We start from the raw sequence: 25,073 nt of genomic DNA, 5'->3' as shown, positions 1-25,073 counted from the left end.
TAATGTGGCTTTGCCAACCCTGTTTATTGAGGATCACCTATGTCGACAGTTCATTATCATTCTCTTGTCGTTAAGCAAGTTATTGAAGAAACCGAAGCGGCTATTTCGTTGCGCTTTGAGGTGCCTGAATCTCTGCGCTCCTTATATCAATATCAACCGGGGCAATTTCTTACTCTCCGAGTGCCATGGGATGGCGGACAGCAATTGCGCTGTTATTCTATGTCGAGCTCGCCTGAATTAGACGAAGAGTTACAAGTGTCAATCAAGCGTGTTGAGGGTGGACGAGTATCAAATTATCTCTGCGATCACATCAAAGCGGGGGACAGTATCGATGTCATGCCGCCCTCTGGTGTGTTCGTTCCAAAGAGTTTTGATGATGAGCTGTTACTATTTGCTGGCGGTAGTGGTATCACCCCAGTCTATTCAATACTCAGAACTGCGTTGGTTAAGGGGAATGCTCGTATTCGTCTAATCTATGCAAATAGAGATGAAGAATCAGTGATATTTAAAGATTCACTGAAAAAACTGCAGGCAGATTACCCTAATCGTTTAGAGGTTATTCATTTGCTTGAAAGCCTTAGTGGGATACCGAGCCAGTTATTTCTAACATCATTAGCGAGCGCGATGTCGCCATCGAGCAAGGTATTCATTTGTGGTCCTGCGCCATTTATGGATGCGGTAGAATTGGCATTATTCCATTTAGATATTCCCAAATCGGCAATTCATCTTGAACGTTTTGTTGCACCATCGGCGGATTCCGTTTCTAGCTCAGAAAATGTGACTATGTCGGATACGTTTTCAGAGTGTGATACGACAGTGGAGATAGGCAGCAATACTCATCGCTTTGCTTGGAAGCCAGATGAGACACTGCTTAATGCCGCTGAACGTTCTGGGGTAGAGCTCCCTTATTCTTGTTGTAGTGGTCTTTGCGCATCTTGTATGTGCGAGGTCGTTGAGGGAGAGGTGAGTATGTTGGTTAATGAGGTGCTTGATGAGCGTGATATTAAACAAAACCTTATTTTGAGCTGCCAGGCAATACCGCATTCAGATATAGTAAAAATTCGTTTTACGTAATCCCACTAGTCAGAGTCTTACTAAGCCACGAAGCTTAATTGTGTGAGGTTAAATAGTGAGGTTCAATTGGTGAGTGGGATAGAAATAAAAACGGGTAGACAATGTCTCCCGTTTTTTTGTTGTTAGGGTTAACCCAACAGCTAGTAGGAGTGTGATTTCGGCTTCATTATTAATTCTCTATTTAGTTAGCCATTCAAGATGGTGTGGTTTAGGAGAGATAAACCACTAATAAGTCAGCTTCTACAGCATTAGCTAATTTGGGAACGGAAGAGGAAAAACGGCTCAAAAACTTATGATGATGACCGCAAACGACCAAGTCAATATTCATGTTTTTTACTAGGCCAGAGAGCTTTATATGTAGATCGCCGATAACGACTAAAGTATTTGTTACTGGATAATCTGCTTCATCTGCGAGTGTTTGTAACTGTTGATGTAACGTCTGTTCTTCTTTAGGTTCTAAGACAACTTTATCAACATCGACATAAACAAATGACAACTTAGAATTTGCGTTTTTCGCTAAGGAAATCCCTTTATTGATGACATCCTTGCTGGATTTAGTTAGATCAACAGCCACCAAAATATGTTCATACCTCATGACGCTCTCCCTTGATGAGTTCTAATACGCAGCTTTAAGTCTAGCATTGCTCATCTGACTCATCTGTTTTGTCTAGCCTTTCAAGCCTGTGCGCCTTGCCACTTCATAACCTCTGTTTAGATATATTTTATTGATTTTTATTCGATAGTCTCAATGGACGATGTTGAGAAAGATGTTTTTTCCTAATCTGAATGAAACTTACGGAAAGTCTGATTAATGGATGATTAATCGGTACCACATACAAATGAGGGAGTAATGCATGAAGATTCTCGTTCCCATTAAAAGAGTCGTTGATTACAACGTGAAAGTAAGGTTGAAGTCAGACCGCTCTGGGGTTGATCTTGATAATGTGAAGATGTCGATTAACCCATTTGATGAAATTGCTATCGAACAAGCAGTTCGTTTAAAAGAAGCCGGCGTCGCATCAGAGGTCGTGGTTGTCAGTGTTGGTAGCCAAGGATGCCAAGATATTATTCGAACCGCACTAGCAGTCGGTGCAGACAGAGGTATTCATGTTCTCGCTGAAGATGGGATTGAGCCTTTGTCCGTCGCGAAAACTCTTAAAGCGGTTGCAGAACAAGAATCACCAAAACTATTACTGTTAGGTAAACAGGCCATTGATGATGACAGCAATCAAACCGGTCAAATGTTAGCGGCGCTGCTGCACTGGCCACAAGGTACATTCGCGTCTGAGATGGAAATTGAAGGCGAAGAACTGACAGTAACACGTGAAGTTGATGCGGGTTTGGAAGTGTTGAAAATGCCGCTACCAGCAGTGGTGACTTGTGATCTTCGACTCAATGAGCCTCGTTATGCGTCACTCCCAAATATCATGAAAGCAAAACGTAAGCCTATAGATACCTTAGATATTTCAAGCTTGGGCGTCGATACTACACCTCGTTTTACGGCCGTTTCTTATGCGATGCCTGAGCAACGCAAAGGTGGTGTCATGGTATCAAGTATTGATGAGCTTATCGAAAAGCTAAAAAGCGAAGCTAAGGTGCTTTAGGAGAAAATAATGAAAATTTTAGTTATAGCAGAACATCTGAATAACCAACTTATTAGTGCGACGCTTAATGCCGTTGGGGCTGCTAAAACACTCGCAAGTTATACATCAGACTCGACAATTGATGTGCTGGTTGCAGGTCATCAATGTTCAGATGTAGCGCAAGAGTGTCAACGTATTTCAGGGGTCAATAATGTGCTACATGCAGAGGCGGAATACTACGCTGGTGGGTTGGCAGAAAACGTTGCGCAGCTAGTTTTGGAAGTCACTGAAAATGAAAGTTATGACGCGATTATTAGCGCAAGTACGACGTTTGGTAAGAATGTATCTCCTCGCATTTCCGCACTTCTTGATGTTGCTCAAGTTTCAGACGTAACGAGCATCGAAAATGTTGGCATCTACCAGCGTTATATATACACTAGTAACATTCTCTTAACATTGGAATCTAAAGAGAAAGTACAGATCTTAACCATTAGAACGACGGCCTTTGAAAAAGCAGGAATGGAAGGCCAGGCGGAAGTGAAAAATATCGCAGCTGCAGCAGATGTTGGTCTATCGCAGTTTGTTAGAACAGAACTTGTTGAATCGGATCGTCCAGATCTAAGTACTGCGTCAGTGGTGGTCTCCGGGGGGAGAGGTCTTGGTAGTGATCAAAACTATCGAGATATTTTAGAACCATTGGCAGATAAATTAGGAGCGGCTCTTGGAGCTTCGCGAGCTGCAGTTGATGCAGGTTATGTTCCTAATGACTATCAAGTAGGGCAAACAGGTAAGATTGTTGCACCTGAGCTCTATATAGCAGTAGGCATTTCCGGCGCGATTCAACACCTTGCAGGGATGAGCGACTCTAAAGTTATCGTAGCCATTAATAAAGACCCTGATGCACCAATATTTCAGTATGCTGATTATGGTCTTGAGGGGGACTTGTTTACTTTGGTTCCTGAACTCACGGAGTGTCTAGCTCAGTCATAGCGCGATCCGCAGTAAGTGATTGCTGCGGGTGCCTACCCTTAAATAAGTATTATAAAGGAGGGTAAATTGGCGGACATGTCTTACGATTTTCAGCAATACAGCGCGCTGATAGAGAACATATACGAATTTTCGCAAAGTAAATCCAATTGGTATAAACCATTGCAGGAACTGCGTGATTGTTTTTCGGCTAACTATGTCACTTTGATTCTTAAACCGACATTTGAAAACGAGGAAGAAGAGCTAGGATTAATGATTGCGATAGGAAGTGGTATTAGCGCAGAGAAAAAAGTGCAATACCTTCCTTATCGTTACCACATCACCCCTTTCAACAATCAACGTCCAGATACGGTGTTTACTGTTGATGACCTCATGGATGAAGAAGCTTGGATCCAAAGTACCTACCGTAAGTATTGGTGTGCCAATATTGGCGTCTACCATGTCATGTCTGCTGATATTTCAACAATCGACGGTGGCTTAGTCAAACTACGTATTACAAGACCTGAATCACAAGACAATTTTAGCGACGAAGACAAAGCACTTTGTCAGCTGCTGATTACCCACCTAAAGCGCGCACTTGATATCCACCATCAACTTGACCGAAGTAATTCCATCGGTTCTATGTATAACGAGGCGATTAGTCGTTTATCGATTGCAACGGTACAGATTGATGAGTCCGGAAGAATCCTTGAACAAAATGTATTTGCCAGCGAATTGTTGTTGCAAGAAGATGGCTTAAAAGTTCAAGGGGGTAAACTAACCGCCCACTACCCAAACGATAATCGTGAGCTTAAACAGCTTATCGCCGATTCTTTTAAAATGGTCAGTGAATCCGACCGTCCTATGTTACCTGAAGCAATGTCAATCGCCCGCCCATCTGGTGAGGTGAACCTTGGCGTTGTTGTGGAAGTCATTCCATCACCAGCATGGCAGAAAGGAACAGGGCAGGGCAAAGCCGTGGTTTATATTCGAGACTCTGTTGCTAAGTCTCAGGCAAGTAGCCATGTCGCTAAGAAAATTTTTGGTTTAACCTCTGCCGAGACGGCATTAACCCTTCAACTAGCGAACGGTCTTTCATTAGAAGAGGCCGCAGAAGTACTCAATATCCGTCGTAATACCGCCCGAGCGCATTTACGCTCTATCTTTTCTAAAACGGGTGTTAGACGACAAACAGAGTTGGTTCGTATTCTGTTAAATAGTGTCGCACCACTTGCATGCAAAGAGACCGATATTAATGTTGGACCTTAACGTTAATTTTAGCTTTGACCATGACCAAAATAGACTTGGATGAATAACCAATGTGACCAATAGCAGACTGCCCCCCGTCTAGTCTTGATAGTCATCTACATTTAAACGCCCGATGTTTGCATTGGGCGTTTTTATTTTAACCTCTAGGTATTATCTCAAGGTGTAGAGAAGAGAAGAGAAGAGAAGAGAAGAGAAGAGAAGAGCTAGGGCTGATAAGGGAAAGTCTCGAGCATAAAAAAGACCACTACTCCTATCAAAATAGTGGCCAATAAGACACAGCAGACAACACAAAATAATCACAGAGCAACTAAAGTGGTACAGGCAGTTGCAAAAAGCTAAAAGTTAGCTGCAAAGTAATTATACCGTCATACTTGAAGTTGCAGGGTTGTCGCTCGATGTTGCTATGGCCCAGCCACATACTTTATCTATGCTCACGGGCCTTGCTAACGTCTATCTACATCTTCAAGTTTCTAGGGTATTAGAGTGAATATCTTTAGAATTTGTTAGAACGCATCATTGCATCCATACCACCATCAACAAACAGTACGCTACCGTTCACAAAGCTGGCTTTCTCCGACACAAGGAACGAGACTGCGTTTGCGATCTCTTCCGGTTGACCATTTCGGCCAAGGGGAGCGACAAAGTTCTTCACTGCTTCACCAAAGCGAGGATCTTCTTTCGAAGCTTGATGCAAAGGCGTTTCTACTGCGCCAGGGGCAATGACGTTTACTCGAATACCTTGTTTGGCAATTGATATAGACAGCTTACGCGCCCACGCTGTAACCGCATATTTAGACGCGGCATACGCCAGGTGAGTCGAACCCAGTGTTTCAGCGATAAGGTTGGCTTTCTCTTCCTCACCGGCAAACATGGCTTCAGCCAGTTCGGCGGTTTCTTGCTGCTGATGAGTCGCAGCAACTGAACCTATGATAACAATGGAAGCGTTGCTTGCTTTAGTCAAAGAGCTAGTCAATCCATCAATAAATTCTGTTACACCAAAGTAGTTCACACCGACAATGAGTGATGTTGATGGTGCCGTGACACCAACACCAGCACAACAAATAATGCCATCTAAGCTTCCCTCACATAAGCGAGACACTTCTTGAACTGCTAGTTGTCGACCTGTCGAATTTGATAAGTCTGCTGCTATTCTTGTGTGTTTCTGGTCGATGTTTCGGTCAATACCGATAATAGAATGCCCTTCTGACTCAAGCATTTTACATACCTCGGCTCCAATCCCTGAGGCAGAACCTGTTACTGCAATAGAGGCCATAACCACTCCTTAGTTATTAAAATAAACGTATTAAGCGCGAGATAAAGACGAGGTGCGCAATTTAGCCATCGTCATCGCCGTATCATCAATCATATCTTCTTGACCGCCGATAGTACCCTGACGTCCGAGCTCCATTAATATGTCACGTGCAGGTACCCCAAATTTGGCCTCTGCACGTTTTGCAAATAGAAGGAATGATGAATAGACCCCAGCATAGCCAAGAGTTAGCGCATCTCGATCGATACGGATCGGTTGTTCCATCATTGGTGTCACGATATCTTCCGCAACATCCATCACTTTATACAGATCGACACCATGGTTCACCGCCATGCGATTAAGCACAGCCACCATGACTTCTAATGGTGTATTACCCGCACCTGCGCCTAGGCCTGCGGATGAAACATCAATTCGAATAGCGCCAGCATCCATCGCTGCAAGAGAGTTAGGAATACTCATACCCAAATTGTGATGCCCATGAAAGCCAATTTGAGTATCTTGGCTCAGCCCATCTCTTAATACGGCGATGCGTTCAGTTACATCGGCAGGCAACATGTAGCCTGCGGAGTCTGTACAATAAATACAGTTTGCTCCATAAGATTCCATGAGTTTTGCTTGTTCAAGCAGCTTTTCAGGTGATGCCATGTGCGCCATCATTAAAAAACCGACCGTATCCATACCCAATGAGCGAGCCAGACCGATATGTTGACCTGAGACGTCAGCTTCGGTGCAGTGGGTTGCGACACGAATTGTGCTTACGCCCAGATCATGCGCCATACGTAAATGTTCGACTGTTCCGATTCCCGGTAACAACAAAGCTGAAACTTTGGCTTGTTTCATTTTAGGAACAACAGCTTTTAAGTATTCTTCGTCACTGTGAGCCGGAAAACCGTAATTTAATGATGAACCACCGAGACCATCACCATGGGTGACTTCAATTAAAGGGACACCCGCTTCATCAAGTCCGGTTGCGATATCACTCATTTCAGAAACGCTAATTTGGTGACGTTTCGCGTGCATACCATCACGAAGGGACATTTCGTGTAAGATGACATCTCTATTTTCAACTTTCATGGTGTACTCCTTACACTGCAACTGAGGGTTCAACATTAGACAAGATACCTGCTGCGAGCATTTCTGCGGTTCTAGCTGCTGATGCCGTCATGATATCGAGGTTACCCGCATACTTAGGTAAGTAGTCGCCGAGTCCTTCGACTTCTAAGAAAACCGACACTTTATTGCCATCGAAAATAGGGCCATTTTTTAAGGTATAACCCGGTACATAACGTTGCACTTCTTCAATCATTGCATGCACTGATGCGGTAATGGCGGCTTGGTCAGGTTCATTTTCAGTCAAGCAGTGAATCGTATCTCGCATCATCAAAGGTGGCTCGGCAGGGTTGATAATAATGATCGCTTTACCCTCCTTTGCGCCACCGACTTCTTCTACTGCTCGTGATGTTGTACGCGTAAACTCATCGACATTTTGACGAGTACCTGGGCCGACTGAACGAGAAGAAACGGTCGCTACAATCTCGCCGTATTTCACTTCTTGAACGCGAGAAACCGCTGCAACCATTGGTATTGTCGCTTGACCGCCACAGGTCACCATATTGACGTTCATCGTTGAACTGGCCAATTTGGTTAAGTTAACTGATGGAATGCAGTAGGGGCCAATCGCTGCAGGTGTGAGATCAACCATTACTACGCCGAGTTCGTTGAGTTTGCGAGAGTTTTCGGCATGCACATAGGCTGATGTTGCATCAAAAGCGATTTTAATATCATCGGCAATGACATGAGGGAGTAAACCATCTACACCCTGATCTGTTGTTTTTAATCCAGCATCGCGGGCACGAGCTAAGCCTTCGGATTCAGGGTCGATACCGACCATCCAAACTGGTTCGAGTACTTCACTACGCTGTAATTTGTATAGCAAGTCTGTACCAATATTCCCTGAACCAATCAGGGCACATTTGATTTTACTCATTGGTTTCTTCTTCCTTATTGTTCTGTCGAGTGCGCTTCATCTATCCAATAAGCCCGCTATTCAATAGGTCATCAATGAATGGGCTTATTCATGATCTCACTAACGATATAGGCGGCTGACGACATTAGGCTTTGAAGCGGATACTCGCTTTCCCTAACCCTTCGATTTCCATATCAAAACGGTCTCCGGCTTTAGCATCAATGAGAGGGGCTAATGCACCGGAAAGAATAATTTCGCCTTTTTTGAATGGAATACCATATTCACCTAACGTATTGGCAAGCCACGCAACCGCTTCGGCAGGGTGGCCTTGAACAGCGCTCCCGATGCCTTGTACTGCCAGTTCGTTATTGTGATAGACACGCATTTGAGCTGCGGCTAAATCCAGTGATAGGGGGTCAATACGCGATTCACCAATCACAAATACACCACAAGAAGCGTTGTCTGCGACAGTATCAATAATGCTGATCTGCCAATCTTTGATGCGTGAATCGACAATTTCGAAACAAGGTGCAACCCACTCAGTGGCTTGTAATACTTGTTCTGCAGTGACATTGGGGCCGATAAGATCTTCTTTTAGACAAAAAGCGATTTCACCCTCTGCACGAGGTTGAATGAGTTTTGCTTCTTTTAAACTGATTTCACTGCCATCTGGATAGTGCATAGTGTTAGTAAGAAAACCAAAGTCAGGTTGGTGTACGTTGAGCATTTCTTGAACGGGCTTACTGGTAACGCCAATCTTTTTACCGATGATTTGCTCACCGTCTTGTTCTCTTTTTGCCAACGTATATAAAGAAATTTGGTAAGCGTCATCAATGGATAATGATTGTCCAATGTCACCAGAAATAAGTGGCACAATCGTTTTTCTTTGACGTAACGCTTGATATAAATCTTCGCCTAGTTGTTCAACAGCCATAGTACTCATACGTCCTCCTTATGATGCGTTTTCCCATAGGTCAGGAAGACCTGGATCGGTTTGTTGAATCAGTCGTTTGAGCATCACTTTCAGTGCCATGATATCGCCCTCACCAAGTTGTGAGACGATATCATCTTCAATGGATTTCGCTTCTGCGATATGGAGAAGCGTGGCTTTATGGCCTTTTGCCGTAAGCATGTACTTACTATCAAGGGATTTAACCAAACCTAATTCCACAAGCTCATTCATATGAATGACATCGAGTTGGTGACCGGTATAACCAATATGAGCGTTAATATCATCGAGTTGAACGTTATCTTGAATAGCTAATACTGACAGTGCAAAGAAGTGCAGCGCAGTGACACTTTGTGAGTTTAGTATTTGCTGCATTTTTCCTAGCATTTGGAAATGGGCGCGACCGACTAAGTAACCGAGTAAATCTTCGCTATAGCTGCAATCTAGTGGTTCTTCGACAGACGAGAGTTTCAATTCTTGCCAAGGCTTCTTCGCCGTGACGGCATATTGACCAGATTGGAATGCCAGCGGTGGGAGATCGGATTGATCAAATGCGATGACTTCACCAATAAAGATGATGTGGTCACCACCGTCATGAGTAAATGCAGTTCGGCATTGGAAACGGGCTGTGCATTGTTGAATTAATGGTGCATCTGAAACGCCCTGATCTAACTCTAATCCTGAAAATTTATTTTCGCCTTTTGAAGCAAATCTCATAGAAAGTTCCTGTTGCTCGGTGGAGAGAACGTGAACATTCCAATGAGTGGTCGAGGTAAAGGCAGGCAGGCTCAACGCTGTCTTAGCGAGACTCCAAAGCACAAGTGGTGGATCTAAAGAGACTGAATTGAAACTGTTTGCGGTTAGACCTACGGCCTGTCCCTCTCCATCACGAGTGGTAATAATAGTCACGCCAGTCGTGAATGTGCCTAACGCGTTTCGAAGCGCCTTAGGATCGATGATCGATTGCTGCATCTGCTTCTCCTTTGAACAAAATTCTCGTTGTATTACACCCTTTCATTATTGAGTGGACGCGCGCTAGCTCCATCGTCAATACGGACTACAAATTAATTCACTCAGTTTTAGCGCCTAGTCCCAATAGACGATTTCAGCGACCCAGCACTTAGAAAACAATCGTTAGGCAATCATCAAACAGACACGATTCGATGTACTGCTAGCCACAACAACGCACTCAAAATAGTGATAGAGCATGGTTAACAGGTGAAAGAACCAAGGAGAGATGCATGAAATACCAAAAAGGATTCCCCGCGCTGTTAGCAACAATGCTACTGGTTCCAGCCACTTCTGCATTAGCGAAAGTTTCGCCAGAAGAAGCAAGCAAACTGGGCAATGAGCTAACGTGTACAGGTGCAATTGCTGCTGGTAATAGCGATGGAACGATACCTGCGTTTTCAGGAAAGTGGTTAGGAAAACCCGATCATGTTGAGTATGAACTCAGTGTTGGACAACCATTAGTAGACCCTTATCAAGATGACAAGCCACTGTATGTTATCGATGGTAAGAACTTTAGTGAGTACGAAGACAAACTGACTCCAGGGCAAATTGCGATGTTCCAGCAATACCCTGATACGTTCAAGATGCCTGTTTACCCTGGTCGTCGAGATTTTCGTTATCCAGATGAAGTTTGTGTAACGATGAAGAAAAATGCTGTTGAATCTGAGCTTATCGATGAAGGCTTTGGCTTTACAGGCTACAAAGGGGGCGTTCCGTTTCCGATTCCTGATTTAGAACAGCCAATGCAAATTCTATCAAATTTGAATTTCCCTTACCGTCCTTACACTTACAGTACAACTCGTGATGTTGCTGATGTAAGTTCAACCCATTCAATTGCTTGGGCACGTACGCTTAATGAGGGGCTAAATGTAACAACGCATCCAGATGAAATCGGCAAACCTATTGAAGGCGTAATGGCTTACAGTTTTGTATCTTCACTCTTACCTACGCGTGCAAAAGGTTCAGCGACCGTTACATCTGAGCCTGTTAATTTCACTCGAGGAAAGCGTCTTGCTTGGACTTATAACCCTGGTACTCGTCGAGTTCGTCAGTTACCTGAATATGGTTTTGATACTCCGCTAACGGGCACGTCAGGCAAGTTAACTCTAGATTCAGACCGTCTAATGAATGGTTCTCCAGAGCGCTATGAATGGAAAGCGTTCGAGCGACGTGAAGTGTTTATTCCTGCCAATGCTTACCGTGTCCACCAAGATGACGTGACTTACGATGAGCTGTTAACGCTAAACCATGCTAATCCTGATTTTATGCGTTATGAGCTACGTCGAGTTTGGGTGCTAGAGGGTGAACTGAAAGATGAATATCGTCATAAGTATGGTCGTCGAGTAATGTATCTCGATGAGGATTCTTGGCACGCTATCATCAGTGATTATTATGATACGCGAGGTGAGTTGGTTCAGCATGCCTACATCAACTACTACTACGCGTTTGACGCGAACAGTTATGAAGCGGGTTCGAGCTTTTACCATGACTTAAAAAGTGGTGGTTACGTTGGCTACAACTTATTCCAAGAACGTGGTTTAGCACCGGTTCTGAATAAGGGTAATTTCACCGCCAACAATTTTTCACCAGCCGCATTGCGTCGTCTAAGTCACTAATCAAGGAGTAGAATAGTGAATATATCAATGAAATGTAGACTGTCTGCACTTAGCTTAGCGGTGTTTGCAGCGACCTCTCAGGCTGGAGAAACACTTGAGCTTGGTAATGATGTGATGCTTGACTGGAAAGGAACAGTCACCTATTCAGCAGGTATGCGCCTCGAAGAGCAAGATCCCGTTTTAGCTGCGAAATCATCGGGTGACCGAAATTTTGATCAATACGATATGATTGGTAACGGTCTTTACCTTTTGCTTGAGAGCCACCTACGTTGGGACAACTTTGGTTTCGTTGCTTCCGGTAGTACTTTTTATGATGAAGTTTATCAAGACGACAAATTCTCTGATGATGCGCAGAAATACAGTGGCGGTTATACACGTCTGCTCGATTTCTATGGCTACACATCTTTCTCTTATGGCGAATATGGATATGCCGATATTCGTGTCGGACGTCACGTAGTCGCATGGGGTGAGGGACTTTTCTTTCCAAGCATTTCACTCGCCCAGGGCCCAACTGATGCGATTAAAGCGTCAGTCCCTGGTACTGAAGTAAAAGAGGTATTGTTACCAGAAGATCAAATTTCGATGCAGCTTGAGGTGACGCCAGAGCTATCATTGCTCGCTCAATGGCAATTTAACTGGCAAGAGACATTAGTTCCTGAACCTGGTACGTTCTACAGCACCTCAGAAGCTGTGGGCGAGGGGGCAACCTGTTTAACCCAAGCACCGGGTGAACCTTGTGTAGTGGCATCTCGTGGTCCTAATATTGAGCCGGGTAAAACGGATCAATGGGGTATTGGTACTCGATATCGTGTGACAGATGTTTCAGAGCTAGGTTTGTACTTCTTGAATTACTCTGATCGTATCCCTATGGTTGATTTAGACATCAGTAATATGTTTATTGGTCAATTGCCAGAATACAACGTGGTCTATTTTGATGACATTAAACTGTATGGTTTAACTTATTCAACCAACGCAGGTATTGCTTCAATTGCAGCGGAAGTGACGTATAAAGATGGTGCACCAGTATTAGTTGGCTCTGCATTACCGACACGTGGTGAGATATTGCAAACCAACTTGAATACCATTGTTAACTTTGGTCGTAATGCTTTGGCTGAATCAGTCAACTTAACGGCAGAAGTCGCGTATGTGAATATCCTCGATGCAGAGGCTCGCAGCATGACTGGTACTCCTGGCCCTAAAACCGATGAGCTTTATTATTCTAACCACAGCTTAGCGGCTGCTGCGACGTTAATTTTGTCTTATCCTAGCTTTACTGAGGGGTGGGGGCTATCGATTCCTATCGGGTATACAGGACAGTTGAGCGGTAGAACTATTACAGGTGGCGTCGGTGGTGAGGGCGATCACCGAGCTCGCCTTGGCGTAGAGTTGACACATAACGCAACCGATATACTGCTTGGTTTACAATATGCTGGCTACTTTGGGAATCCAGATGTTGATGACCCAACTAAAGAGCGTCCTTTAAGTGATAGAGATAACATTTCGTTTACGGCAAAATATTCGTTCTAATCGATACACTTTCCTATTCATATTCAATGGAGGCATTTATGCCTCCATTTTTTTATCGATTAATCTAGCGTCATTTCATCTAACTTATTTTATGGCTTAACTTGCTATTAATATTTGACGCATACTCTCATCCGACTTGTTGAACATCTTGGTAACATATAGCCAATTACCGATTTGTTTTTTTGCTATCCGTCATTCGCCTCGTTTCTATGCAATCAACATGCAATCAACGTTTATATGCAGTTTATAAGTAAGCAACGAGGTTTTCCTCCTCCTTTAGCTACAAATAAAAATCACTTCTACCCACAAAATTTGTGTGATTATTTTGTATTGAAAATGTAAACAACCGTATTCTCTAGCTCGTTTGGACGATGCTGACATTCCTCATCTGCAACTATAAATAGCACAATAAACAGTATCAACTTTGGTGTTTTGAACGCTATGAGTTCTGCTAGTTGATACTCAAACAACGTGGAAATAAGGTGGCATATGAAAAAAATAACAACAACCAAAATGGCGGTCGCTTTGTCCCTCATCATGGCCACAGCTGGTGGCATTGCTTTCGCTCCTCGTCATACCTTACCCCTTGCTCCATCGGAGATCCCAGTTAACAACATGATTATTACTAGTGTTGCTGAGTCTAACGTCGGGCTCGTTGCAGCCGGTGAGCTAGGACATATCATTTTATCGCAAGACAATGGCAAAACATGGGGAAAAGCGGCGATTGATCAACAGAGGCATGCACTCATTACCGATGTGGCATTCCAAGATGAAGCCCACGGCTTAGCGGTTGGTCACGAGGGATGGATCTTGCGAACTCAGGACGGCGGTGAAAGCTGGAAAGAAGTCAGCTTTGGCAATAAAGGCAGCGTTCCGTTGTTAAACATTAGCCAGCTATCCTCTGATTTATGGATCGCTATCGGTGCTTATGGTTTAACTCGAATTTCTAATGATAACGGTAAAACTTGGCAAGATGTGCCACCTCCTGCGGGGACGGACTGGCATTTAAATGCCATCATTACTTCTGCAAGTAGCGATACTTGGTTAATCGCAGGAGAAGCTGGAACGTTATTAAGAAGTACCAGTGCGGGAGAGTCGTGGGAGATGACGACACCATTTTATGATGGTTCTTTCTATGGTGGCCTCCACCTTGGTGGGCAATCTTGGTTAGTTTACGGTATGCGAGGAAATATATTCCGTTCAAGTGACGATGGTGTGAATTGGCACCGCGTAGACTTTGAACTGCCTATTTCTCTATTTTCTCATTTGCAATTACCTAACGGAAATCTCTTGCTAGGGGGACAGGGAGGCATCTTGCTCTCCTCCAACGATAAAGGCGAAACTTTCGAATTGATTCGACGTGGAGCGCGCGAAACCATCAATGATATTGAATTACTCGACAGTGGTGATTTTTTGCTCGGTTCAGAAGCTGGGGTGATTCATTTCCCAGCCCCTGACTCAACCAAACTCGCTTATCTATCTACCTCAACCAATTAATGATTGAAATCGGAGCAACCATGTCGACACATACCCCAACACAGACACAACAATTCGTGGATAAAATTGGCCGGTTAATCATCAACTGGCGCTTTCCTCTGGCAATAATATTTTTATGCTTAACGGTCTTGCTGAGCTATACCGCGACCAAGACCCGTTTTGATCCTGGCTTTACTAAGCTAATTCCGGTGAAACACCAGTATATGGAGGCGTTTTTAGAGCACGCTGAAAAGTTTACTGGTACCAACCGAATTATGGTCAGTTTAACGTGGCAAGGTGAGGGCGATATTTATAACCCTGAGCTGCTTTCTCGTTTGAGAAAAGCCACTGACAGTGTCTTTTTTACCCCCGGGGTAAACCGAGCTACAGTGCGATCTTTGTTTACACCTGAGATTCGTTATCTTGAGGTCACTGAGTTTGGCTTCATGGGCGATGTTGTTATCCCATCACGATTTACTGCTGATAAGGCTGGTCTCGAGCAAGTTCGCAGCAACGTGGCGAAATCAGGTCAAATCGGTAACCTTGTTTCCAACGATCTCAAATCCGCAATGGTGCAAGCCGAACTGCTCGATATTGACCCTGAAACCGGTGAAAAAACCAATTATGCTGCTGTGGCTAAGCATCTAGAAAATATACGCACAGAGCTTGCTGGCGCAGGTGTGGATATCCAGATTATTGGCTTTGCCAAAGTGATGGGTGATGTCATGGACGGTTTGTCTAACGTTCTGATGTTTTTCTCAATCGCATTCGTTGTGACTGTTTTGCTGTTATGGCACTACACCATGTCGATTAAATTGACGGGCTTGATTGTGGCGGTTGCACTATTACCGGTTGTTTGGCTATTGGGAACGCTGCCTCTAATTGGCTATGGTATTGATCCAATGTCGTTGTTGGTACCATTCCTTATTTTCTCAATTGGTGTTTCACACGCGGTTCAGATGACTAATGCGTGGAAATTGGATGTGCTCTCGGGTATTGATTCAAAAGAGTCTGCGATTAATGCATTCCGACGTTTAGCTATTCCTGGAACAGTTGCACTGTTAGCGAATGCTCTCGGCTTTATGGTGATCATGGTGATCGATATTCCGATCGTGCATGAATTGGGTGTGACGGCCTGTCTTGGCGTGGCGATGATGATCATGACTAATAAAATGTTCATGCCAATTATTCTCTCTCACCTAAGCCTTGAAAACATGGCCCTACGCCATAAACCGACCAATGAAAAACACAGCTCTTTTTGGTGGTCGATATCGGCGCTGGCGACAGAAAAGCCAGCAAAAATCTCCGTCGCGATTATGTTGATTTTATTGGTGGCGGCGACATGGCAATCTCGTAACCTTCTTACTGGTGACATCGGTAATGGGGTTCCTGAGTTACATGCTGATTCACGCTACAATCTGGATAACGAAAAAATCGTCAACGATTACTCAATTGGTATGGATGTGTTATCCATCTACTTGGAAACGCGCAATCAAGAAGAAGCCTGTCTGAATTGGGAAATCATGAATGCTGTAGACCGTTTCGATTTTCATATGCGTGGTGTCGATGGCGTCCAATCTGTCGCAACAACAGCAGGTACCGCGAAACGTTATGTATCCGGTAATAATGAGGGTAATCCTCTGTGGCGCACCTTGCAACGTGACCCTATTGCGTTACGTGCTGGAGCACAAGCGGCTCGTCCTCAGCTTGGTCTGAATGACAATGGTTGTCAGACTATCAACATGATGGTGTACCTCAATGACCACCAAAGCACTACGCTTAATCACGTGGTTTCAGAAATCAAATCTTTCATTGAAAAAGAGCAGTTAACCGATGCAGAGTTTCGATTGCTTGGGGGTAATGCAGGCGTAGCCGAAGCGACCAACCAAGCAGTAGAAAAGGCAGAAGTACAAATTCTTATCTCAATTTTTGTCGCAATCGGTGTGTTGTGCTGGCTGACGTTCCGCTCATTTACCGCAACCTTGTGTGTGATTTTGCCGCTAATGTTAGTGTGTATTATGTGTAACGCCCTAATGGCAACTTTAGGTATTGGTCTTAAAGTGGCGACCTTACCGGTGATTGCACTGGGCGTTGGTGTCGGGGTGGATTACGGCATTTATATTTATGAACGGATGCAACACGACCTTAATAGAAATATTCCATTACGAGAGGCTTTTTACCAGTCGATTCAAACTCGTGGTATTCCTGCGATATTTACCGCAGTGACCATGTCAGTCAGTGTGGCGACTTGGGCTTTCTCATCATTAAAATTCCAAGCGGATATGGGTGTCTTACTGGCATTTATGTTCTTGGTAAATGTTCTTGGAGCCATGTTGCTGCTTCCAGCATTGGCCTATTTATTAGGGGCGAAAGCAGTCGTGTTAAAGTCTCCAAAAACTCAAGAGGCTTGTGATGTAAATAAGCTTTCTGCAGACGATAAAGCTTAATCTATCACTTGGCCTTAGCTTGGCCTTAGCTTGGCTTGGCTTGGCTTGGCTTGGTTTAGTTGAGTTGCTGGAAACGATATAGCGGAAAATAAAGAGTATGGCGACTGGGCAAATAAACCCATGTCGCCATTTTTTATGCTGTCGTACATAGAGCGTTATGCATAGAAAATATGCCTAGAAACCAATGTCTAAAAACCTGCGCCTAGAAACCTACGCGTAGAAAACAGTAGATCAGCAGCGTCGAATGAGATGTGTAGAACGAAAGCAAAGTGAAGCTAGCGAAGAGACGAAAGGATGCAATGAATGATGGAACAGCAGAAGCATAATACAGAGCTAAATAGTGCCAAATTAAGCGATACCAAGTTAGGTAATAAAGTGGCGCTCATAACAGGGGCTGGGCAAGGAGTCGGTCAAGGCATCGCGATTGCACTGGCCAAGCAAGGTGCACGCATTGCAGTCGCGGGCAGAACCGAAGCTAAACTAAAACAAACGTGTGAATTGATCCATGCGTTTGGTGGAGAGGCGCAGCCGTTTATTATCGACATTACCGATGCAGCGAGTACTACGGATTGTGTTGAGGCTGTGGTTAGCCATTTTGGTGGTCTTAATATTTTGGTGAATAATGCCCAAGAATCCCCCCTCGGGTTGTTAAACGAACTGACAGAGATTGAGTTGGAGCGTGGTTGGCAATCAGGCCCGATGGCGACATTTAGGTTGATGAAACTCTGTTATCCCTACTTAAAAGGGGATGGCAGCATTATCAACCTAGCCAGTAGTGCGAGCAAACGTTGGGATATGAGCGGTTATGGTGGATATGCTGCAGTCAAAGAGGCGATTCGTTCTCTGACACGAACGGCCGCTAACGAGTGGGGACCAGATAATATTCGCAGCAATGTCATTCTTCCTGTCGCCAAATCTCCCGGCCTCGGTTGGTGGGCGGAGCATAACCCAGAGGAAGCACAAGCGTTTCTAAACACGATTCCACTACAACGCTTTGGTGACTGTGTCGATGATATCGGGCAGTTTGTTGCCATGATGTGCAGTGATGAATCTCGTTACCTAAATGGACAAAGTATTGCCCTTGATGGCGGGCAAGCATATCTAGGTTAGTGGAAGCACGTTTAACTCGACGTGTTTCGGAGAGTGAACTTAGCAAAGGTTGGGAGTTGGGGAGAATACGAGTTAATCAACAGGGCTATTAATATATGATGGTTTAATAGTCGATGATTAACTCGTTTTAGATCTAGTCCGCTGTGATTTGCGCTTCGATCATGGCTTTAAAGTCGTTACTAAATGGTGGCAGCATTCCCCATTCTCGACGAAGATCCTGTGCGGGTGCATGGAAAATCGTTTTGTTGTGGCTGAACGTAAGGAAACCTTCCTTGCCATGATAATGCCCCATACCTGATTGACCGGTCCCTCCAAATGGAGCGTCATGGATGGCGGCATGCATAAGGGCATCATTAATCGAGACACCACCGGCGCGGATATCCTCAAGAACTTGAGTTTGCTGCTTTTGGTCATTACCGAAGTAATAGAGTGCCAGAGGGTTAGGGCGTGACTGAATATCTGCTATCACATCCTCAAAATCGTCGTAAGTTTTAATGATAACCGCTAGGCCAAAAATCTCTTCCTGCATGATTTTTGAATCTGCTGGAGGGTTGATTACCATCGTCAATGGCATTCTACGTCCGACAGGATCTTGCTCATCATGGCTATATTCGACTTTAACCCCTTTCGCCACAGCATCATCAATGTAGTGGTTAATACGCTCATAGTGCGTAGCATTAATGATCGGCACCAAGTCAGGATTATTCGTAATTGTTGGGTAGCAACAAGTAAACTCCGCGTTGAGCTCTTGAATGGCGCTATAGAGTAGATGTGACGGTACGTAGATGATGTCAGGACTAATACAAATTTGACCACCGTTAGTCCCTTTTGCAATCGCTAGTCGGCGACAAGCATCTTGTAAATCGGCAGATGTGCTAATGATGGCTGGTGATTTACCACCAAGCTCTAGCGTGACAGGGGTTAGGTTTTCTGAGGCAGCAGCCATGATTTTTTTACCGACATTCGGTGAGCCAGTAAATACGATGTGGTCAAAAGGCGTGGCACTAAATGCCTTGCCTATTTCACTATCACCGGTAACTACATTCACCCAGTTTGGATCGATTTTCTGCTGAACCAATTCCGCCAAGACTGCAGCAGTGCGTGGCGCTAATTCCGAAGGTTTAAGGATAACTCGGTTACCAGCTCCTAGTGCACAAGCAAGTGGACTGAGCAAAGTATAAAGTGGCGCGTTCCATGTGCCCATAATACCAATGACACCTTTCGGCTGATACATGACTTGTGCTTTTGCGCCTAATTGATCGTATGGAGCAAAAACGTCACGCTCTTCAATGGTTAACCATTGTTCAAGGTTATCTCTTGTGTGCTTTAACGATCCCAGTGATCCTAAAATATCGTTCATCAATGAGAATGTTTGGCTGCGACCGCCAAAATCAGCTTCCATTGCTTCTGCCAGTGACGAGTGGCCATCAACGAGCATTTGAATGACTTGCTGGATCACCTCTCGGCGCTCTTGCGCGGAGCTCATTGGTTGAGCGTTATGAGCGGCAACCTGTTGTTCAAAAATACGGTTGAGATGAGTGAAGTTATCTGACATCCGTTTCTTCCTTTTGTATTGTTGGAGTGTATCAACCACCGTAACAGCCACCGTAAGGTATGACGTTATTCGATTGTTAATACACTCAAGCCATCTACCCGTCCTACTTATTGCCTGTCAGCATCTTTAAGTATTTGGGTATCATTTCCATGTCTATATTTTGGCTGCGATTTTCCAAGCAGACGAAAGGGCACCTTCGATAAAGTCGAGAGAGGTACAATCCCCTACTTGATGAACGGGATAGATACTCGAAATATCATCCGCCATACTCGTATTTGTCTCAGTGCCAACCGCTAAGATTACTGAACCGGCTTGTGCGGTTTGCACATTTTCATCACCGTCGAAAGTATAATGTACTTGTTTGGCGGTGATTTCTTTAATCGTTACGGAATTGTGCATGGTTACACCGAGTTTTTCGACTTCATGCAATACTCGCCAGCGGCGAACAATAGAAAGTTCTTTGCCTAGCATTTCACTCGGCTCTAAAACAGTGACTTTTCGACCCCGTTGCGCGAGAAACTCTGCCAACTCCAGGCCAACAAGACCCCCGCCGATAATGCAAACATTGTCAGCCAACGGCATCCATAGGTGAGAGAGCTTTCGTGTAGCTTCAACTGACCCTGTTACGCCACTTAATTGGCCACTTTTAAGCATGGTTCTTTGAATGAAATTGAACTTCTCTTTGCTGACTTCACTACTGTCACTAGTCATCACTTTTCGAAGTTCATCGCCACTCCATACGTGCTTTTGGTCTGCACCTTTAATGTCAGGCTTGCCTCTTAACGCCCCTGTAGCAATGACAACTTCATCCGGTTGTAACTTGATGAGTAGGGCTTTGGTTGCATTAGTATTTAGCTGTACGTCGATCATTGGATGATCAATTTGTTGGTAGAGGTGATCGAGCAATTTGCTGTTTTCTGGGTAGACCATAGAAGCAAAAAATAGCGTGCCGCCTAGGCGTTTATCTTGCTCAATAAGAGTGACCTTATGACCACGTCGAGCAATTTGACTCGCCGCTTCCATACCACCGGGACCTCCACCGACGATCACAACGTGTTTTTGACGTTCTGCTAAAGTAATTTGGTATTCAGATTCATGTCCCATAGCCGGGTTCACGGCACACTTAACCCGTTTATTAATGAAGATCTCACTCACGCAGGCATAGCAGTAGATGCACGGACGTATACTCTTGGGGTTATTAGCGATTAACTTGTTTGGTAACTCTGGGTCAGCAAGAAGTTTTCTTCCCATAGCGACAAAGCTGCATTGGCCTTTTTCAATCGCTTTGTTAGCGATTTCAGGCTCTAAACGACCAACAGCAATGACAGGGATAACCAATTGTTTGGCCACTTCAGTTGCCCAATCAAGAAACCCTGCTGGTTTATGAACCAGTGGCGCTTCAGTAAAGGCATCACCACTGGTGGTGGTTGCGTAAGCTGAAATACTTACCGCATCTATGCCAAGTTTTTCTGACAGTTTGGCAACGTGCAAACAGTCATCTAGGTCAATGCCCTCAGGCGTTCTTAACTCGCAAGCATCAAGGCGCAGCCAAACCGGGTAATCTTGTCCCACACGTTGGCGAACTGCTGCAATGATTTCGCGAAGCAGGCGAGTTCGGTTTTCAAAACTACCGCCATATTCATCAGTACGTTTGTTGTAATATTTCGATAAGAAACCAGCAATGATGTAGCTATGAGCTGCGTGAATTTCTACGCCATCAAAGCCCGCTTTTTTGGCTCTTTCTGCTGCGTCCGCAAACCAGAATACCATTTGCTCAATGTCTGGTTTTTCCATGACACGAATTTTGACATTGCCCCCTTTAGGGCGAACAAAAGAGGCGAGTTCTTGTTTTGATAAAGCCGCCATCATGCCGAGTTTTGCCGGCGGTGGCATGGAGGGAACCCATAACTCTCGTCCCTCAGCCATGTCTCGAACTGCCGTTTTTCCAGCGTGTTGAAGCTGAATGGCTATCTTAGCGCCATGTTTATGAACGCGTTCGGTCAATTGAGTTAAGCCAGGTAAAAATTCATCTGATGAAAGGCCAACTTGATAAGGTTCTGCCGTTCCCGCAGGGTAGGCAACCGAACCCACACCCATGGTGATTAATCCTGCACCGCCTTTTGCTCTTGCTTCATAAAAGGCTTGAATGCGTTCGCTGCAATGTCCGTCAGCTTCTGCCAGATTGGTTCCCATTGGGGCAGAAACAATACGGTTGCGAACCGTCATTGAACCGATTTTTCCGGGTTTAAGTAGATGTTCAAAGGTACTCATATTACTTTCCTTGTAGGATTACCGACCGAGGAGGAAATCTAAACATGTACGATTAAAGAGTTCTGAGTGCTCAACTTGAACCCAATGACCACATTGGTTAAGTAAGATAAATTTTGCTGTTGGTACATTATCGAGGAACTTAAAAACCCCTGCTGGCGGATTGAAGACATCGTTGCTGCCCCAGAAGCCAAGCATTGGACACGCTAGCTTATGGAGATCTTCCGTCATATTAGGAACCATCATGGTGGAAAACAACTGACTTGGTTGCGTTACCGCGACTGCAACACGTTCTTGTAAAATTTCGTCGGTAAGTTGTGATGAATCATGGAGTTGTAAACTCATCACTTCTCTCATTTCATGAATGCCCATTGGCCCTTGATTGTAGGTCGCAACCATCTTTTGGATGCCCTCCATCTCAAAGTAGGTTTCACGTTCTTCTACGCCACCGGGTGCCATAAGAATCAGTTTATTGACGGTCGTTGGGTGTTTTAATGCTTGCCCCAGCGCAATTGCTCCGCCGAGAGAATTACCTAACAAGGTACAAGGTGCGAGATTGAGAGCTTCAATCATTTCATTTAGAACACTGACAAAAAAGTCGAGGTTGTATTGAACATCGTCAGGTTTATCTGAACGGCCAAACCCAGGTAGGTCAAGAACGATATTGCGGAAACCTTGCTTGGCAAAATAAGGATAATTACCTTTAAAGTTGCTGTATCCCGATGCGCCAGGTCCACTTCCGTGTAACCAAAGAACCACATCGCCTTTCCCCTCGTCGAGGTAATGTACAGTCAAACCATTTTGCAATGTTAGGTAATGCTGCTCAGGCAAACTTAGACCTAAATTTGACATTGCTTTCTCCTTCCTTGTTGTTATGCATTTCAGTCGCAGAGACTGTCATCATGACATCGTCTTGTTTTTGAGCTTTTTGAGCATCGTCCATTTGAACCAGATTGAAATTTCATCAATCCGGACTTATTAGTCCCGTTGGACGATGTTAGTTTGCGCAAGTTTTTCAAACATAAGGTTGGTTCAATTATGTTGGAAATGCGGATATTGAAAGGTATCCGATAGAATACGGCAGGAAGTTACTATGACAGACACAATAAGTCCGAAGGTGGATGCCACCTATGACGAAGTAGCAGACGTCATTTTGCCTGTTCCTCGCAGTGAGACACAGGAAAAAATGGATCGTAGAGCGAAAGCGGCGATGTTAATAAAACCGTCTGATCATTACACGCTCGCGGATCGATTTGAGCACCAAGTAAGCCAAAGAGCAGATCAATCATTTTTGATCTACAACGATCGGTCTTTGAGTTATCTTGAGGTTGATCATCAAGCAAATAAGATCGCCCATACTGCTTATAAACTGGGTCTCAGAGCCGGAGATGTATGTGCGATAGCCCTTGAGAATCGACCTGAATTCTTTTTTGCGTGGTTTGGATTGGCAAAAATAGGGGCAACCGTCGCCTTTATTAATACACAAATTCACGGCACACCTTTGGTGCATGCACTCGAAGCATGTAACCCTAAAATGGTATTAGTGGGTGAAGAATGTGCTTCACTGTTTGCTAAAACAATGGATCAGCTTACGGATCTCCCGTTGTATTTGTTACCGGATTCGGAAAAGCCAGCCACGAGTGAGGTTAATGCTCAGTTTGATGCGAGTTTTGCCCATGCGCTTGAAGCCGCCTCAATAGAATCGTTTGATAAATCGGTGCGTTCAGCAGTTACAGCAGAAATGCCGTCACTTCTGATTTTCACATCAGGAACGACTGGCCTACCGAAAGCCGCGATATACAGCCATATGCGTTGGATGTGTTCAGGTGACGTGATGCACGTGACTTTGGATGCGGTCCCTGATGATATTTTCTATTGTTTTCTGCCTCTTTATCATGGTGCAGCTGCAACTTCTATCACATCTACAGCCTTAGCTGCTGGATCATCTATTCTCCTAAGACGTAAATTTAGTGTCCGTTCTTTCTGGCCTGACATTAAGAATAACCAAGTGACTGTCGTGCAATATATCGGTGAAATTTGCCGTTATTTACTCAATCACGATGACGCAAACAACCAAGAGCAGGGTTATAGAGATCATCAGGTTCGCGCTATGTTAGGAGCGGGGCTAACTGCGGAATCATGGCGTCGTTGGTTGGATAAATTTGGCTCGATGGACGTTTATGAGGGTTGGGGTTCAACAGAAGCGAACACTAATTTGATCAACCTTGATAACTATATTGGTTCTTGTGGTCGTGTTCCTGATAAGAAAAAGACCAATTTCCTTTTGGTTCGATATGATGTTGAAGCGGATCAATATATTAAAGATGATCAAGGCTTTTGTATTCCATGTCAGGAAGGGGAAGTGGGTGAAGCCTTAGGGATGATCATCAATCACCCTGATATGGGAGCCGGCCGCTTCGAGGGTTACACCTCAGCAGAAGCATCAGAACAAAAAATCGTTCGAAATGTACTGAAAAGTGATGATGCTTACTGGCGTTCCGGCGATTTGCTCCGTTACGATCAGGATGACTATTACTATTTTGTTGACCGCATTGGGGATACGTATCGCTGGAAAAGTGAAAATGTGTCAACTCAAGAGGTCGCGACGGCGCTTGAAGATTTCCAAGGTGCTGAAACTATCAATATCTACGGTGTGTTGGTTCCGAACCATGAAGGGCGCGCTGGTATGGCAGCGATAGTGATGCAAGATGGAGAAACATTTGATCCAAAAGCGTTCTTTCAATTAACCGAACAACGATTACCGCGTTACGCGGCGCCACAATTTGTTCGAGTTTGTGGAGCTGCCGATATCACCACCACATTTAAGTTGCGTAAAGTGGACTTACAAAGACAAGGTTACGATCCGAAAGCGTGTCGAGACCCATTATTCATCCGTAATGAAGAGGCTTCAACATACGAGTCATATTCGCCGGATAGGCTGGCTGCCGTGGGGTATCCACCATTTCAACATAGTGAGCAGGGATAA

General features: G+C 44.5%; 19 protein-coding genes. 10 read left to right on the top strand and 9 right to left on the bottom strand.

Annotated elements, in window-relative coordinates; genetic code table 11:
* Positions 1-39: 39 nt before the first annotated feature.
* A complete protein-coding gene (locus DZ860_RS11140; RefSeq protein ID WP_120031237.1) occupies positions 40-1,074 on the top strand; it encodes a ferredoxin--NADP reductase in 1,035 nt (344 codons plus the stop codon).
* Positions 1,075-1,282: 208 nt separating this feature from the next.
* Here DZ860_RS11140 and DZ860_RS11135 read toward each other — a convergent pair whose 3' ends face one another.
* Complete coding sequence (locus tag DZ860_RS11135; RefSeq protein ID WP_120031235.1) at positions 1,283-1,669, bottom strand: universal stress protein; 387 nt, start codon at positions 1,667-1,669, stop codon at positions 1,283-1,285.
* 259 nt (positions 1,670-1,928) lie between these two features.
* Here DZ860_RS11135 and DZ860_RS11130 point away from each other — a divergent pair, with 259 nt between their 5' ends.
* The 3 genes from DZ860_RS11130 to DZ860_RS11120 all read left to right on the top strand — a co-directional run bounded on the left by DZ860_RS11130 (position 1,929) and on the right by DZ860_RS11120 (position 4,892).
* The gene (locus DZ860_RS11130; RefSeq protein ID WP_120031233.1) at positions 1,929-2,678 is read left to right on the top strand and encodes an electron transfer flavoprotein subunit beta/FixA family protein; all 750 of its coding nucleotides are present in this window, start codon (positions 1,929-1,931) and stop codon (positions 2,676-2,678) included.
* A gap of 9 nt (positions 2,679-2,687) precedes the next feature.
* Positions 2,688-3,647, top strand: a complete 960-nt coding sequence (locus DZ860_RS11125; RefSeq protein WP_120031231.1) for an electron transfer flavoprotein subunit alpha/FixB family protein — start codon at positions 2,688-2,690, stop codon at positions 3,645-3,647.
* A 66-nt stretch (positions 3,648-3,713) separates the two neighbouring features.
* Positions 3,714-4,892 carry a helix-turn-helix transcriptional regulator gene (locus DZ860_RS11120; protein ID WP_207890621.1) on the top strand — a complete coding sequence of 393 codons (1,179 nt, stop codon included), beginning with the start codon at positions 3,714-3,716 and terminating at the stop codon, positions 4,890-4,892.
* A gap of 493 nt (positions 4,893-5,385) precedes the next feature.
* Here DZ860_RS11120 and DZ860_RS11115 read toward each other — a convergent pair whose 3' ends face one another.
* The 5 genes from DZ860_RS11115 to DZ860_RS11095 all read right to left on the bottom strand — a co-directional run bounded on the left by DZ860_RS11115 (position 5,386) and on the right by DZ860_RS11095 (position 10,049).
* Positions 5,386-6,165, bottom strand: a complete 780-nt coding sequence (locus DZ860_RS11115; protein WP_120031227.1) for an SDR family oxidoreductase — start codon at positions 6,163-6,165, stop codon at positions 5,386-5,388.
* 30 nt (positions 6,166-6,195) lie between these two features.
* The gene (gene dmpG, locus DZ860_RS11110; RefSeq protein ID WP_120031225.1) at positions 6,196-7,236 is read right to left on the bottom strand and encodes a 4-hydroxy-2-oxovalerate aldolase; all 1,041 of its coding nucleotides are present in this window, start codon (positions 7,234-7,236) and stop codon (positions 6,196-6,198) included.
* Positions 7,237-7,246: 10 nt separating this feature from the next.
* Positions 7,247-8,149, bottom strand: a complete 903-nt coding sequence (locus DZ860_RS11105; RefSeq protein WP_120031223.1) for an acetaldehyde dehydrogenase (acetylating) — start codon at positions 8,147-8,149, stop codon at positions 7,247-7,249.
* 124 nt (positions 8,150-8,273) lie between these two features.
* Entirely contained in the window at positions 8,274-9,071 is a 798-nt protein-coding gene (locus tag DZ860_RS11100; protein ID WP_120031221.1) for a fumarylacetoacetate hydrolase family protein, read from the bottom strand.
* A 9-nt stretch (positions 9,072-9,080) separates the two neighbouring features.
* Complete coding sequence (locus DZ860_RS11095; protein WP_120031219.1) at positions 9,081-10,049, bottom strand: flavin reductase; 969 nt, start codon at positions 10,047-10,049, stop codon at positions 9,081-9,083.
* Between the two features lie 269 nt (positions 10,050-10,318).
* Between DZ860_RS11095 and DZ860_RS11090 the strand changes: the two genes are divergently transcribed.
* From DZ860_RS11090 to DZ860_RS11070, 5 genes are all read left to right on the top strand, one after another.
* The gene (locus DZ860_RS11090; RefSeq protein WP_120031217.1) at positions 10,319-11,704 is read left to right on the top strand and encodes a DUF1329 domain-containing protein; all 1,386 of its coding nucleotides are present in this window, start codon (positions 10,319-10,321) and stop codon (positions 11,702-11,704) included.
* A gap of 15 nt (positions 11,705-11,719) precedes the next feature.
* Positions 11,720-13,231 carry a DUF1302 domain-containing protein gene (locus DZ860_RS11085; RefSeq protein ID WP_207890620.1) on the top strand — a complete coding sequence of 504 codons (1,512 nt, stop codon included), beginning with the start codon at positions 11,720-11,722 and terminating at the stop codon, positions 13,229-13,231.
* A gap of 489 nt (positions 13,232-13,720) precedes the next feature.
* The gene (locus DZ860_RS11080; RefSeq protein ID WP_207890619.1) at positions 13,721-14,728 is read left to right on the top strand and encodes a WD40/YVTN/BNR-like repeat-containing protein; all 1,008 of its coding nucleotides are present in this window, start codon (positions 13,721-13,723) and stop codon (positions 14,726-14,728) included.
* Between the two features lie 20 nt (positions 14,729-14,748).
* Positions 14,749-17,154, top strand: coding sequence for an efflux RND transporter permease subunit (locus DZ860_RS11075; RefSeq protein WP_120031213.1), 2,406 nt, complete (start codon positions 14,749-14,751; stop codon positions 17,152-17,154).
* A gap of 303 nt (positions 17,155-17,457) precedes the next feature.
* Positions 17,458-18,264 (top strand): SDR family NAD(P)-dependent oxidoreductase, encoded by an 807-nt coding sequence (locus DZ860_RS11070; RefSeq protein WP_207890618.1) that lies wholly within the window; start codon positions 17,458-17,460, stop codon positions 18,262-18,264.
* Between the two features lie 133 nt (positions 18,265-18,397).
* On the opposite strand, the gene DZ860_RS11065 is transcribed toward DZ860_RS11070, so the two are convergent.
* The 3 genes from DZ860_RS11065 to DZ860_RS11055 all read right to left on the bottom strand — a co-directional run bounded on the left by DZ860_RS11065 (position 18,398) and on the right by DZ860_RS11055 (position 22,939).
* Positions 18,398-19,819 (bottom strand): coniferyl aldehyde dehydrogenase, encoded by a 1,422-nt coding sequence (locus tag DZ860_RS11065; protein WP_120031211.1) that lies wholly within the window; start codon positions 19,817-19,819, stop codon positions 18,398-18,400.
* Positions 19,820-19,972: 153 nt separating this feature from the next.
* Positions 19,973-22,090, bottom strand: coding sequence for an oxidoreductase (locus DZ860_RS11060; RefSeq protein WP_120031209.1), 2,118 nt, complete (start codon positions 22,088-22,090; stop codon positions 19,973-19,975).
* Positions 22,091-22,108: 18 nt separating this feature from the next.
* Complete coding sequence (locus DZ860_RS11055; protein ID WP_120031207.1) at positions 22,109-22,939, bottom strand: alpha/beta fold hydrolase; 831 nt, start codon at positions 22,937-22,939, stop codon at positions 22,109-22,111.
* 241 nt (positions 22,940-23,180) lie between these two features.
* Here DZ860_RS11055 and DZ860_RS11050 point away from each other — a divergent pair, with 241 nt between their 5' ends.
* Positions 23,181-25,073 carry a long-chain-acyl-CoA synthetase gene (locus DZ860_RS11050; protein WP_120031205.1) on the top strand — a complete coding sequence of 631 codons (1,893 nt, stop codon included), beginning with the start codon at positions 23,181-23,183 and terminating at the stop codon, positions 25,071-25,073.

This window comes from Vibrio sinensis, assembly GCF_003605645.1.
In the GTDB taxonomy this organism is placed as follows: Bacteria; Pseudomonadota; Gammaproteobacteria; order Enterobacterales; family Vibrionaceae; genus Vibrio; species Vibrio sinensis.
Note: the sequence above shows the minus strand (reverse complement) of the source record. Positions and strands in the feature narration are given on the sequence as shown.